The organism is Rhodococcus sp. KBS0724 (assembly GCF_005938745.2).
In the GTDB taxonomy this organism is placed as follows: Bacteria; Actinomycetota; Actinomycetes; order Mycobacteriales; family Mycobacteriaceae; genus Rhodococcus_F.
This window is the reverse complement of record NZ_VCBX02000001.1, coordinates 6,650,079-6,663,867: the sequence shown is the minus strand read 5'-3', so window position 1 is coordinate 6,663,867 and position 13,789 is coordinate 6,650,079. Positions and strand designations below refer to the sequence as shown.

The following is a 13,789-nucleotide window of genomic DNA, read 5'->3' as shown; positions in this document are numbered from 1 at the left end:
CAAGAGCACTGCTCTCTTTTATTTAGATTGCTCTCGTTTGTTGGCTCTGCTCTCGGAATTGAGGCAAGCTGTTCCCCATGGCCGGTACCCCCCGCGAACGTGCACGCGAACAGACCTTGCAGGACATCACCCGGATCGGACGGGAACACTTGGCGGCAGTCGGAGCCGCGGCTCTGTCGTTGCGTGCGGTGGCGCGAGATCTGGGCGTCGTATCCTCGGCGGTTTACCGGTATGTGGCAAGCCGTGACGAACTGCTCACCCTTCTTGTCGTGGATGCTTACACCGAGCTGGGCGGCGAAGTGGATGCTGCGGTGAATGCTGTTGGAGAAGACGACTATCGGGGTCAGTTTCTGGCTTTGGGTCGTACGGTCCGGGCTTGGGCGGTCCGCGAGCCCGCCAGATACGGATTACTGTTCGGCAGCCCGGTGCCCGGCTACAACGCACCCGGCGAGCAGACCACCGGGCCGGGTACGCGGGTGGTCACCAGGCTGATCGCGATAGTCGACAGCGCCTATCGGGCGGGTGCTCTCACATCGTTCGCCGACGCAGCGGTGGGTGAACCGTTGATGTCGGATCTCGAACGTGTGCGCGCGGAGCTGGGCGTCGAATTGCTGCCGGAGGCGATCACCCGCGGAACCTTGGTGTGGGTGTCGCTGTTCGGTTCTGTGAACTTCGAGGTGTTCGGGCAGTACGGATCGGATACCTTCACCGAACCCGCCGAGCTTTTCGAGCGGCACCTCGCTTTGCTCGCGGAGATGGCGGGGTTGGAGTGAGATGATGTAGATGTGTCGCACGCAGAAGAACCCGAAGACCGTATGGCCTGGATCGAACCCGAGGTTGGGCCAGGCAGCTTGTTGGTGTCGTCTACCGACCTCGTCGAACCTGCGTTTCGCCGCACCGTCATCTACATGATCGAACACAACGACGCGGGAAGTCTTGGCGTCGTGATCAATCGGCCGAGCGAGACGGCCGTGCAGAACGTACTTCCGCAATGGGCGCCACTGACCGCCAATCCGTCTGCCCTGTACGTCGGCGGACCGGTAAAACGTGATTCCGCACTGTGCCTGGGCACGGCGCGCAACGGGGCCGTCATCGACGGTGTCGCCGGTTTGCGCCGCGTCGACGGCAAGGTCGTGATGGTGGATCTGGATTCCGATCCCGACGTGATTGCTCCGCTGGTCGAGGGAATCCGTATCTTTGCCGGATACTCGGGGTGGACTGTGGGACAGCTTGATTCGGAACTCGAGCGGGACGACTGGATGGTGACCGCTTCCTTGCCGTCGGACGTCGTGACACCGTCGCGCATCGATGTGTGGGCCCGGGTGCTACGACGCCAGCCCTTGCCGCTGGCCATGCTGGCCACTCATCCCATCGAGGTCGAGCGGAACTGATCTAGCCGATACTGATCGGATCACGGTTCGCGAAGCGTTGCGCCAGCGCGGCGCATACGATCAGCTGGATTTGATGGAAGATCATCAGCGGCAACACGATCAGGCCGACGGGTTGGCCCGCGAACAGGACAGCGGCCATCGGTAGACCCGTCGCCAGGGATTTCTTCGATCCGCAGAAGATGATGACGATCTGATCGGGTAGGTCGAAGCCGAGCCTGCGCCCCGCGAACGTTGTTACCGCGAGCACTACCGCCAGGATCACGCAGCACACCACCATCAGGATCACGATCTGCCAGATCGTGATGGTGCTCCAGATGCCCTCGTTCATGCTCTCGCTGAAGGCGGCAAACACAACAAGGAGTATGGAACCGCGGTCGACGAACTTTGTTGGCTCTGCATACTTTTGAAGCCAGCCGATAACCAGTGGCCGGATCAGCTGACCGACGATGAAGGGGACCAACAGCTGTACGACGATGTCGAGGATAGACGAGAAATCGACGGTTGCCTCGCCCGTGGTGTTCATCAGCAGGACCACTAGGAGCGGTGTGATGAAGACGCCGATCAGGTTGGAGAACGACGCACTGACAATCGCGCCCGCAACGTTTCCCTTGGCAATCGAGGTGAAGGCGATCGATGACTGAACTGTCGACGGAACCAGGCACATATAGAGGATGCCGGTGTACAGCTCGTCGCTGATCAGGGTCGGCGACAGGATTCGCAGTGCCAGGCCGATCAGCGGGAACAGGACAAACGTCGACGCCAGCACGACGCTGTGCAGCCGCCAGTGTTTGACGCCTTTCCACGCTTCCTGCGGCGAGAGGCGGGCGCCGTACAGCAGGAACAGGAAGCCAATCGCGATCTTGGTAGCCCAGTCGAGCACGGTCTGCGCTGTGCCCGATACCGGGAACACACTTCCGAGCACTGCGGCGATGATGATGCCGAGGATGAAGCCGTCGATGTAGAACCTGTTCAGAAACTTCACAGGGCTAAGGATAACGACGGGCTGCGCGGGCGTTGACGATCATCATGACCAGGCACAGGAGTGCTCCGATGATCGACAGTTCGATGATCGCGGTCTGCATTCCCTGGATGGTGATGGCGATGCCCGCGAGAATGGACGGTATCGCCAGGCCCGCGTAACTGACGGTGAAGAACGCAGCGAGGATCGCGCCGTGGCTTTCGCGGGCGTGTGCTCGCGCCGCGGCGTTGACTCGTTTCATTCCGCCGGCAAAAACCAATCCGTGCCCGGCGCCGACCACCACGGTCACAACACTCAGCAGCGCGAGGCTCGGAAGGATATCGACGACAAGCAGTCCGATCATCCCGAGCGCAAGAATGCCGAGACCGACAATGGTGGACGCCAGGGGGTCCATCCTGCTTCCGCCGAGTTGAGCGATCACGGAGCAGATCATGACGAGTGCGGCGGCGCCGCCGGCCAGCAGAAGGTTGTTGATGCCGAGCAGGCTGGTCATCCAGGACGGGACGACGGATTGAAACAGGCCAACCGCTCCCCATGAGAGCGCGACCGCAAGTGAACTGAGCCAGAACGTGCTCGAGATGACCGCGGGAACGCGGGGAATCTGGAACAGGCTCTTCGGACGAGCGGTCCTGGTGCCGCGCGGCAGCAGCAACAGAACGATCAGGGCGGGAACAAACGCGACCAGGAAAATCAGGTACGGCAGGCGCAGTGGTTGGGGTAGGTATTGCGCGATTGCGCCGGAGACGAGGGGTCCCAGTGCGCCGCCGAGCGCACCCGTCACGGTGGAGACGAGGGCCGCGCGCCGGTGATCGAACGCCGGTTCCTGTTCCACGAGAGCCGCACTGCCCGCCGCGCTGACCGCGCCCACCGCAATTCCTTGTGCGATCCGGCCGAGAAAGAGCCAGACGGTGGCGTCGGCAAAGGCGAGAACAAGGGTTCCGACGACGCTCAAAGCCAGGGACATCAGGAGCACGGCGCGTCGGCCGAGAAAGTCGGAGAGTGGACCGAAGAACAGTAGCGCCGGAACCAACCCCGCGACGTAGACGCCGTAGATGAGCGTCTGGATTGTGGGCGTGAATCCGAACTCGCTGCGGTAGAGCCCGTAGACGGAGGTGGGCATATTCGCGCCGAGCAGGATCACGGTGAGGACGTAGCCGACACCGTAGAAGTGCCGGTTGGTCCGACGGGTGGCAGTGGGCGCGGTGGGTGCTGTCGTGGACGTGGGAAGCCCCTCCTCGGATATGAGCATCGTCCTGAAAATACATGGGTCGTCCTACGTATCCTAGGGGAGTAGAACGAACGGCGCGAATGCTGTGAGGATGGACAGATGACTGTGGTTCGCAAGGAAACTGTGGTTCGTAAAGAATCCGCGTACGAACAATCCCTCGAGTGGATGCGTGCGCAGATCGCGGACGGTTCGTGGACCGTCGGCAATCGAATCCCGACGGAGCCGGAACTGATGAGTGTCCTGGGGGTCGGGCGAAACACTGTCCGTGAGGCAATCAAGACTCTGACATCCACCGGCGTTCTCGAGATCCGGCGGGGATCGGGCACTTTTGTCCGCGCGCGTACGGATATCGGCGGACTGTTGGGCCGGCACGCCGCGGTCGAGGAAATGAAGTACGTCTTCGAGGTGCGTCGAGCGCTCGAGATGGAGGCGGTCCGATTGGCGTGTGAACGGCGAACGGATGAGGACGTCCGGATCCTGCGTGAGCTGGCGGAGAAACGAGACCTCGCCGGGGACGATTTTGTCGAGGTCGACCTCGGCTTCCACATCGCGATTGTGGAGGCCGCACACAATCCCGTTCTGAAGGACTTGTTTGCCGGCATCCTCGAAACCGTTCGAGCTACCTACGACGTGACGGAGGGTGTGCACCCGCCGTCATTGACCTCGCTGCATCACCGCGGTGTCGCGGCAGCCATCGCGGACCGAGACGTCGACCGAGCCCGCAGTGCCGCGTGTGGTTATCTCGAGAAGACGAAGGAAGCGATCGGGTCGAGCGCGGTCGATTAACTGCGCAGGGCGTCTAACTGCGCAGGGCGTCGGCGAGGCTGTTCAATGCGCCGGCGATGTCGTCGGCCTTCGGGGTGGTGATGGTGAGCTTGTCGCCGCCCGCAAAAGTAATGACGACGGCGGGGCCGGTGCGAGTGACAATGCCGTAGTTGCGACGGCCTTTGCTCTTGAGTCCCCAGCCGCCGAAATCCGCAAATGGTTTGATCTCCGCGACCTTGGCTCCGACAACCTCGTCGACGCCGTAGGTCATGGCAGGCATGCCCATGTTGAATACCGTGATCTCGGTGGTGTCGACAACAACGCGGAAGCGAACGAGGGTCACGCAGAACACGGCAAGCACGAGGAACAGCGCCGAGAACCAGGTCGAGCTGAGCAGTCCGAGGATGATTCCGGGAGCGACCATGATCAGCCCGAAGATGACCGAACCCTTGGTGGAGAACCCGACGTCGTCGGTGATCGGCAGTGGCGCGTTGCCGCGGGGCAAGGCGCGGTTCGGAACTTCGGTTGCTGTAGTGCGCGGGCGATAGTCGCGTAGCAACGACGCTCCGAGCAGACCGACGACGCATCCACCGAGCGCTCCGGCCGCGAGAGCTCCGATGGGAGCGGGAACGGACGACGGGTCGACGACATCCAGTTGAGCGTGCAGTGCAGCGATCTGACCGCCGGCGATTATCCCCACCACGATCAGGCCGACCACGATCATGAATCGCCGCATCATCAGGGTCGCGGGCGCAAGAGCTGCGATTGCCGAGAGTCCACCGCCGAAAAGAATCGTCAGAAGTGCCATCGTCCACGCGCTGGTCATGGGTGCCGCAAAGCCGTCGGCGGATGTCATGGACCAGTGTGTGGCGATCTTGTCGGGGAGGCGGGGTTCCCACAGTTGTGTGAGTACGACGCCGCCGAGCGCGCACAACACGGGGATCAGGAGGCCGAAGACTGCTCCGGCTGGATCAATTACACGATGTTTCACGTGAATCAATGAGCGGGCTGGCAAGCATCCTTGAGCGCGCAGGCACCGCAGGAACCGGTGCCGCAGTCGGCCGCATTTGCCTTGGCTTCGGGGGTTTCCGCGGCAGGTTCTGCTCGGGCAGGTTCTTCGGTGTGGCCGCAATTGCAGTCGTTGCCGCAACCACTCTGCTCGGGCAGGGCTGCCGCCGCGCGGGCTCCGATACTGCCGCCGAAGCCAGCGGTGAACACTGCGCCCACCACGGCGACGAGAGCGATGCCGAGGCCCATGGCGGTGCTCATCGTCAGTGCGGCGATTCCGCCGAGGACGAGGAGGCCGGCCGCAGCGGCCATCGTCGGGCCTGCCACCTTGTTGGCTAGCGCAAACGATTCTTCGCTTCGCAACGTATCCGGGGTCCGGATACCCGCCCAGCGGTTACGCGGAAGCTTGCCGATCAGTCCGGCAACAGCGACTCCGCCAACGGCAAGAGCGAGCACGAACAGCACTACAGCAACAACGATCACCCATACAGGATAGGCGCGAGTGGAGTTGATGGTATGCCCGGGTGGCGCAGGCTCTACCCTGGTTAACGGTATTCAACGGCAGCCAAGTAGATAGCGACCACAGTGACCGAGTCTCCGCAGTCCCCCGATTCACCAGTCGACGCCACCCCGCAGCACCGCTACACCGCGGAGCTTGCCGGCCAGATCGAGCAGCGCTGGCAGGACCGCTGGAGCGAGGAGGGCACGTTCAACGCGCCCAATCCGGTCGGTCCGCTGTCCTCCCCCGACGGCGTGCCCGCCGACAAGCTCTTCGTTCAGGACATGTTCCCGTACCCCTCGGGTTCGGGTCTGCATGTCGGCCACCCGCTCGGCTACATCGCCACCGACGTCTTTGCGCGCTTCCATCGCATGCACGGCCACAACGTGCTGCACACCCTCGGCTACGACGCCTTCGGTCTGCCGGCCGAGCAGTACGCCGTGCAGACGGGAACCCACCCGCGCACGACCACCGAGGCGAACATCGCCAACATGAAGCGTCAGCTCCGACGCCTGGGCCTGGGCCACGACGAGCGTCGTAGCTTGGCGACGACGGACGTCGACTTCTACCACTGGACGCAGTGGATCTTCCTGCAGATCCATGGCGCGTGGTACGACAAGGCAGCGGGCAAGGCACGTCGTATCTCCGAGCTGGAAGCCGAGTTCGAGTCCGGCGAGCGCGCGGTCGAGGACGGCCGCGACTGGGCTTCGCTGGACGTCGCCGAGAAGGCCAAGATTGTGGACTCGTACCGCCTTGTGTACCAGTCTGATTCGATGGTCAACTGGTGTCCCGGCCTGGGTACCGTGCTGGCCAACGAAGAGGTTACCGCCGACGGTCGTAGTGATCGCGGCAACTTCCCCGTCTTCCGCAAGCACCTCAAGCAGTGGATGATGCGCATCACCGCGTACTCCGACCGCCTGGTCGACGACCTCGAGTACCTGGATTGGCCAGACAAGGTCAAGGCCATGCAGCGCAACTGGATCGGCCGCTCGTACGGCGCCGAGGTTACCTTTGCGGCCGGCGACTACGGCATCGACGTGTTCACGACGCGCCCGGACACGCTGTTCGGTGCCACTTACGTGACGCTGGCTCCCGAGCATGATCTGGTCGACAAACTTGTTGCCGACGAATGGCCCGAAGGCGTCGACGCGCGCTGGACTGGCGGCGCCACCACTCCTGCGGAAGCTGTTGCGGCATACCGTAAGTCGATCGCTGCGAAGACGGATCTCGAGCGTCAGGAGAACAAGGAGAAGACCGGTGTCTTCCTCGGCTCCTACGCGATCAACCCCGTCAACGGCCACAAGGTCCCGGTTTTCATCGCCGACTACGTTCTGACCGGCTACGGCACCGGCGCGATCATGGCAGTTCCGGGACACGATCACCGTGACTGGGAGTTCGCCAACGCCTTCGGCCTCGATATCGTCGAAGTTATTGCCGGCGGCAATGTTTCGGAGGCCGCATACTCCGGCGACGGCGCACTGGTGAACTCCGACTACCTCGACGGTCTGGACGTGGCGGAGGCCAAGGCCACCGTCATCAGCAAGCTCGAGGAGTCCGGCCACGGCAAGGGCACCATCCAGTACAAGCTGCGCGACTGGCTCTTCGCGCGTCAGCGTTACTGGGGCGAGCCTTTCCCGATCGTGTACGACGCTGCCGGAAACGCGCATGCACTGCCGGATTCGGCTCTGCCCGTGGTTCTTCCGGAGGTCGAGGATTACGCACCCGTGTCCTTCGATCCGGACGACGCCAACTCCGAGCCCTCTCCCCCGCTCAACAAGGCAACCGACTGGGTCAACGTCGAACTCGACCTCGGCGACGGCCTGCAGACCTACCACCGCGACACCAACGTCATGCCGCAGTGGGCCGGCAGCTCGTGGTACCAGCTGCGCTACATCGACCCCACCAACCAGGACACGTTCTGTGATCCGCAGAACGAGGCCTACTGGACCGGCCCGCGTCCGGAGCTGCACGGCCCCAATGACCCCGGTGGAGTCGACCTGTACGTCGGCGGCGTCGAGCACGCAGTGCTGCACCTGCTGTACTCGCGGTTCTGGCACAAGGTGCTCTTCGACCTGGGCTACGTGTCCTCGAGCGAGCCGTACCGTCGCCTCTACAACCAGGGCTACATCCAGGCATTTGCGTACACCGATGCCCGCGGCGTCTACGTGCCCGCCGAAGAGGTTGTCGAGCGGGACGGCAAGTACTTCTACGATGGCGCCGAGGTCAACCGTGAGTACGGCAAGATGGGCAAGAGCCTGAAGAATGCCGTTGCGCCGGACGAGATTTGCGCCGAATTCGGTGCAGACACCCTCCGCGTCTACGAGATGTCGATGGGTCCGCTGGACACCTCGCGTCCCTGGGCGACCAAGGACGTTGTCGGTGCTTCGCGATTCCTGCAGCGCGTGTGGCGCGTTGTCATCGACGAGGAGTCGGGCGAGCCCCGTGTCACCGACGAGGCTCCGGGTGAAGAGACGCTTCGTGCCCTCAACAAGGCAATCGCCGGTGTCAGCGAGGATTACACCGCGCTGCGCGACAACACGGCGGCCGCCAAGCTGATCGAGTACAACAACCACCTCACCAAGGCCTTCCCCGGTGGCGCTCCGCGCTCCGCCGTCGAACCGCTGGTGCTGATGCTCGCTCCCCTGGCTCCGCACCTCTCGGAGGAACTGTGGTCTCGCCTGGGTCATACGGAATCGCTTGCACATGGACCCTTCCCGGCCGTCGAGGAGAAGTGGCTCGTAGAAGACACCGTCGAGTACCCGATCCAGGTCAACGGCAAGGTGCGTAGTCGTATCAGCGTTCCGGCCGACGCGGATCGCAAGGCCGTCGAGGAGATCGCGCTGGCTGACGAGAAGATTGTTGCTCTGCTCGAGGGCAACGCTCCCCGCAAGGTGATCGTCGTGCCGGGCAAGATGGTGAATATCGTTCTGTAGGCGCTTCGCGCCCGTGCGCCGTTTCGGTAGTTATCGCTACCGAAACGGCGCACAGTCGTCTGTGGGGGTCGTTTCGCCTGCTGGCCAGTCGTTGTCCTGATTGTCCCGCTCCGCGGAACATGCCATAGCGCGCGTTCGACGCGAGGGCTGTGATGCAGGTAACACGTTACCGGGATCGGTAGCTGTCGTTCACCGCACTTCCCAGCAAGGCCCCCGGTTGGTTGTATCCGACAGGGGGTCAATCGAATCCGCAGATTTCCCGAAAGGATCTCCAGCCATGGCGTCTGATGTCCACAGCTCCGGTTCGTCTCCCAGTCTGTCCGAACCGACATCGAATCCGGAGCGGTGGACGCCGCGACTGGTGTTCTCGCTGGCGTCGATCGTTCTGCTGCTCGAAATGCTCGCGGTGAGCTACATGATGATTTCCACTGCGCTGCCTGCAATTTCGGTGCACTATCAAACGACGCAGGGAGCCTGGCTGCTGACGTCGTTCCTGCTACTGGGCGCGGTCGCGTCTCCACTACTGGGCAAGCTTGCAGACATGTACGGCAAGCGAAAGATCCTGCTCCTGGCGGTCGCGGGTGCGGCCGTCGGATCCTTCATCTCGGCGATAGCGCCGAGCTATGCCGTCCTGATTCTGGGCCGCTCGCTGACGGGTCTGCTCGTGCCCTGCCTGTTCCTGAGTTACTCCCTCATACGAGACGTGTTTCCGCCGAAAACTGTTGCGCTGGCAGTCAGTATTGCAACCTCCGGCATGGGACTGATCGCTATCCCGGCGCCGTTCCTCACCGGTTGGTTGATCGATAATCACGGTTTCCGTAGCATCTTCTGGTTCTTCGTTGTCGGCTTGGTCATTCTCGGCGGAATGATCTTTGCTTCGACGGCGGAATCTGCTGTGCGACTGCGCTCGTCGGTTGACTTGATCGGCGCTGTGCTCCTGGGATCGGGTATCGCAGGAATTCTTGTCGGTGTCAGCTTCGGTCCGACCTGGGGGTGGAAGAACGGTTCGACGCTGGCCTATCTGATTGGTGGTGTCGCACTGCTGGTGGCCTGGGTTGCCTCCGCGCGCGCTATCCGTGAGCCGCTGATCGACCTGCGCTACTTCGGCAAGCGTTCGGTGATGCTCACCGCTGTCGGAGCAGGATTCTGCTACGGCGCCTCGGGTGTATTCACGATTCTGCTGCCGATGATGGTGATGACCCCCGCAGTTCTCGGGCTGGGATACGGATTCGGTGTCACAGCAGAGGGATTCGCGATCTTCCAGGCGCCTATCGGCGGTATGGTCGTGGTGGGCGGCTTGATCGTCGGCATCCTCGTGGGCCGAAATATTCGCCCTCGCCTGTTGATGATCATCGGAATGATTCTGATGGCAGTCGGTTTCACCCTGACGGCGACCATTCACGACAACAAGCCGCTGCTCATCATCTTCGCCGGAATCTTCGGTGCCGGTATGGGTATGGGTTACGCGTCGATTCCGAACCTGCTTATCGAAGCGGTTCCACCGCAGTTGCAGGCAAGTACGGCAAGCATGGTCGCCGTTTTCCAAAGCATCTTCCCCGCAGTGCTTCCCGTCATTGCCTTCACGGTTCTGAACTCGCACATTGCGATGGCGATGGAGGGTGCTGTGTTCTACACCGACGAAGGGATGCGTATTGCGTTCCTGATCGGTGCTGCAGCAGCAGTTCTCGGTGCAATTGCAGCTATTTTCCTGCCGCGAAACATCGTCCAGATCGGAGCAGAAGACGGCGCGGCGCAGGAGACGCCCCTTCTGCCTGCTCACTGATCGGAAATGCTGCGCGTGTAGATCCGGGCTGACAGGATTGGGTGTACCGACGAAAGGACTCCCATGACGTTCGCGGATCTGGATGGTGATGAACTGTGGAGTTACCTGAAGGAGCGTTCAGGATTGCCCGGCCCGCGCGCGAACCTTGCGCTCATGCTCGAGTTCGCGCGCGGAGCCGACAGTGACGACATCCTGCAGGCGGCGAAGTCCGAAGACGAATACATCCGCTGCTGTGGGATCGTCGGGCTCGGATTCATTCTCGTTCGTTCGCGCGACGAGGGTGTTCTCGACAGTCTGACGGAGGCAACCACCAGTGCGTCGTGGCGTGCCCGTGAAGCTGCCGCGATGGCGGTTCAGGCGGTTGGCGACGCGGATCCGGAGTTGTTGCGGGCGATCGTCGAGAAGTGGGCACGCTCCACCCGTCCTTTGACGCTGCGGGCTGCGGCCGCCGGGATCTGCGAGCCGCGGTTGCTGAAGGACAAGGCCAACGCTGCGCTGGCCGTTCAGGTGTGCCGAGACGCTACCGAGTGGATCGTCTCCCAGCCGGCTGATGCCCGTCGTGAAGCCGACACACGTACCCTCCGGCAGGCGCTCGGATACTGCTGGAGCGTCGCGGTCGCAGCGGATCCGGAGAATGCCCTGCCGGCATTCGTCTCCCTGGAGGCGTCGGACGACGCCGATGTCGTCTGGATCGTGCGGGAGAACCGGAAGAAGGCGCGTCTGCGCAAGGTGCTCGAAACCTGACTCGAGGAATAACGACGTAGGTTATCCTCAGAATTAGAACTTGTTCTAACTACGAGGGGTAGACCATGGCACCGTCAGCAGAGGTAATCCGCAAGACCGTCGACGCCTACATCGAGACAGTTGCCACGGGCACTGCCGCCCAGGTTGTCGCCCTGTATGCCGAGGGTGCGACGGTCGAAGACCCGGTTGGTACCGACGTGCGCACCACCCGCGAGTCGATTCTCGAGTTCTACTCCGTGATCGAGAATTTCGACCAGGAAGCGCACCTTCACACCCTCCGCATTGCCGGAAACGAAGCAGCATTCCACTTCTCGCTGATCACCAAGCTCGGCGACAAGACACTGACCATCGCGCCCATCGACGTCATGACCTTCGACGACGACGGCAAGATCCTGTCGATGCGCGCATTCTGGAACCAGGAAGACATGATCACCGCCTGACATGACGGTGCAGACGATTGACCTCGACGGATTCCGTTGGCAATTCGATGATTCGGGTTCTGGGACAGTTGCAGCTTCTGGAACAACGGTCGTCATGTGCCACGGCTTTCCCGGCCTCGGGTACAGCTATCGGCATCAGTCGGCGGCGTTGGCGGAAGCGGGCTTTCGGGCGATTGCGCTCGACATGCCCGGTTACGGCGGAACCACCCGCCCGGATTCCGTCGACGAGTACACCAACGACGCGGTTGCCGCCAGGTTGATCGCCCTTCTCGACGCTCTCGGAATCGACAAAGCCGTGTTCGTCGGTCACGATTTCGGGGCGCCGGCCGCGTGGACGACGGCTCTGCGCTACCCGGATCGTGTTGCGGGACTGGTCTCGTTGGCGGTTCCCTATGCACCGGACCGGTTTCCGGCCAAGCCGTCGACTATTTACGCCGCTATGGCGCGCAAACACTTTCTACACATGCACTACTTCCAAGAACCGGGTGCGGCGGAGCGTGAACTCGACGCCCACCCGCGCGAATTCCTGCAGCGACTCTTTCACGCGTTGTCCGGCGCCTACCGATACCTCGATGTCTGGGATCACCCGTCCGAGGGAAACGGCTACTTGGACGTACTTCCCGATGCGCCGGCGTTGCCGTGGTCGTGGCTCACCGAAGAGGACTTCGATGTTTACGTAAAGACGTTTACTGCAACAGGATTCACTGGTGGATTGAACTGGTACCGAGCGTACGACGCCAACTGGGAGCGCAACGCAGATCTGGACGGCGCGCACATCGAAGTTCCGACGCTCTTCATCGCCGGCGCCGAAGATCCGGTCATCACGATGAGCGGTCCCCAGGCGCTGGACCGCATGAAGAACACTGTGCCTGACTTGCGTGGCGTGCATCTTCTGGATGGTGCCGGGCACTTTGTGCAGCAGGAGCGCGCGGATGAGGTCAATGAACTTTTGATCTCGTTCCTTCAGGGTCTCTAGGCGAAATCAGGCAGAAGGTCTAGCGTTGCCCAGATGCAGACCAGGATCTTCGATCGCGGTATTCGGGTAGGTATCACCGGCGTTCTGGTTGCCGGTTCGCTTCTGGCGCTGGGGGTATCCGGCGCCGAGGCCGCTCCCCTCTGTCCGGGATCGTCACCTGCGATTCTCAGCGCGCAAATTCCGGGAGCCGCCCTCGAGGGCGTCACCGTGGACGGACAAGGACGCCTGTACACAACAGATTTGTTGAGCGGGCGCATCTTTCGTGTCGACGGTCCTGGTCAGACGGCTGTTCCGATTGCGACGGTTCCCGGCGGTGCGGGTGCTTTGGCCTGGGATACGGACGGCTCCTTGCTGGTGGGGACCGGAGCAAACGCGAGCGTGCTGATCGGGGATCTGACACGGTCGGCGTCGGTGGCGCGGGTCGATGTGAACTCGGGCGCCGTGACACCCATCGCCGGGGGTCTGAGCGCTGCAAACGGCCTTGCCGTGGCACACGACGGAACGATCTATGCCACCAACGATTTCGGTTCGCTGATCGGAAAGGTCAGCCCAGGCGGCGGCGTCGACCCGGCGTGGGCGACGTTCCCGAGTGCCAACGGCGCCGCGCTGAGTTCCGACAATCGGTGGCTCTACGTCTCGCGTACGTTCGCCAATCCTGGGGTGAGCCGCATCTCCGTCGACAATCCGTCCTATTCGGAGTCGCTGGTCGATCTCGGAGGACTCGAAACATTCTCTGCTCCAGACGGTTTGACGTTGGATTCGCGAGACCGTGCCATCGTTCCGACGGACATCAGTGGTGAGGTGTGGCGCATCGACGGTCCCGGTCAGTATTGCGCACTCACCACCGGATTGCAGGCATCGAGCGTGTTGACTTACGGACGCGGCACTTCCGGATTTGCGGCCGGGCATCTTTACCGTGCTGGTTTCGACGGGCGGATCTACGAGATTCCGGCAGGCTTCGATGCGGGTGCGCAGGCGGCGACGCCGTAATTCGCGACTTCTCGACTACCGCTGCCGGGAGTGCCCAAATCGGCCATACTGGT

The 13,789-nt window shown here is 62.4% G+C and carries 13 protein-coding genes; 9 read left to right on the top strand and 4 right to left on the bottom strand.

Annotated elements, in window-relative coordinates:
- Nucleotides 1–77: 77 nt before the first annotated feature.
- Complete coding sequence (locus FFI94_RS30760; protein ID WP_138871166.1) at nt 78–773, top strand: TetR/AcrR family transcriptional regulator; 696 nt, start codon at nt 78–80, stop codon at nt 771–773.
- A 12-nt stretch (nt 774–785) separates the two neighbouring features.
- On the top strand, nt 786–1,391 hold the full coding sequence (locus FFI94_RS30755; RefSeq protein WP_138871165.1) for a YqgE/AlgH family protein: 606 nt from the start codon (nt 786–788) through the stop codon (nt 1,389–1,391).
- Nucleotide 1,392: 1 nt separating this feature from the next.
- Here the strand turns inward: FFI94_RS30755 and FFI94_RS30750 are convergent, their stop codons facing one another.
- Together FFI94_RS30750 and FFI94_RS30745 are read right to left on the bottom strand one after the other, a co-directional pair.
- Nucleotides 1,393–2,373, bottom strand: a complete 981-nt coding sequence (locus FFI94_RS30750) for a bile acid:sodium symporter family protein (RefSeq protein WP_138871164.1) — start codon at nt 2,371–2,373, stop codon at nt 1,393–1,395.
- A gap of 4 nt (nt 2,374–2,377) precedes the next feature.
- Nucleotides 2,378–3,619, bottom strand: a complete 1,242-nt coding sequence (locus tag FFI94_RS30745) for an MFS transporter (RefSeq protein WP_138871163.1) — start codon at nt 3,617–3,619, stop codon at nt 2,378–2,380.
- Between the two features lie 78 nt (nt 3,620–3,697).
- Between FFI94_RS30745 and FFI94_RS30740 the strand changes: the two genes are divergently transcribed.
- On the top strand, nt 3,698–4,384 hold the full coding sequence (locus FFI94_RS30740; RefSeq protein ID WP_138871162.1) for a FadR/GntR family transcriptional regulator: 687 nt from the start codon (nt 3,698–3,700) through the stop codon (nt 4,382–4,384).
- Between the two features lie 13 nt (nt 4,385–4,397).
- On the opposite strand, the gene FFI94_RS30735 is transcribed toward FFI94_RS30740, so the two are convergent.
- Entirely contained in the window at nt 4,398–5,354 is a 957-nt protein-coding gene (locus FFI94_RS30735; RefSeq protein WP_138871161.1) for a DUF1648 domain-containing protein, read from the bottom strand.
- A gap of 5 nt (nt 5,355–5,359) precedes the next feature.
- Complete coding sequence (locus FFI94_RS30730) at nt 5,360–5,854, bottom strand: SdpI family protein (protein ID WP_138871160.1); 495 nt, start codon at nt 5,852–5,854, stop codon at nt 5,360–5,362.
- A gap of 102 nt (nt 5,855–5,956) precedes the next feature.
- On the opposite strand from FFI94_RS30730, the gene leuS reads away from it, so the two are divergent.
- The 6 genes from leuS to FFI94_RS30700 all read left to right on the top strand — a co-directional run bounded on the left by leuS (nt 5,957) and on the right by FFI94_RS30700 (nt 13,736).
- Entirely contained in the window at nt 5,957–8,803 is a 2,847-nt protein-coding gene (leuS, locus tag FFI94_RS30725; RefSeq protein ID WP_138871159.1) for a leucine--tRNA ligase, read from the top strand.
- 277 nt (nt 8,804–9,080) lie between these two features.
- Nucleotides 9,081–10,586 (top strand): MFS transporter, encoded by a 1,506-nt coding sequence (locus FFI94_RS30720; RefSeq protein ID WP_138871158.1) that lies wholly within the window; start codon nt 9,081–9,083, stop codon nt 10,584–10,586.
- Between the two features lie 63 nt (nt 10,587–10,649).
- Nucleotides 10,650–11,330, top strand: coding sequence for a hypothetical protein (locus FFI94_RS30715; RefSeq protein ID WP_138871157.1), 681 nt, complete (start codon nt 10,650–10,652; stop codon nt 11,328–11,330).
- A gap of 65 nt (nt 11,331–11,395) precedes the next feature.
- The gene (locus tag FFI94_RS30710) at nt 11,396–11,770 is read left to right on the top strand and encodes a nuclear transport factor 2 family protein (RefSeq protein WP_138871156.1); all 375 of its coding nucleotides are present in this window, start codon (nt 11,396–11,398) and stop codon (nt 11,768–11,770) included.
- 1 nt (nt 11,771) lies between these two features.
- Entirely contained in the window at nt 11,772–12,746 is a 975-nt protein-coding gene (locus FFI94_RS30705) for an alpha/beta fold hydrolase (protein WP_138871155.1), read from the top strand.
- A 33-nt stretch (nt 12,747–12,779) separates the two neighbouring features.
- Entirely contained in the window at nt 12,780–13,736 is a 957-nt protein-coding gene (locus FFI94_RS30700; RefSeq protein ID WP_138871154.1) for an SMP-30/gluconolactonase/LRE family protein, read from the top strand.
- Nucleotides 13,737–13,789 lie beyond the last annotated feature (53 nt).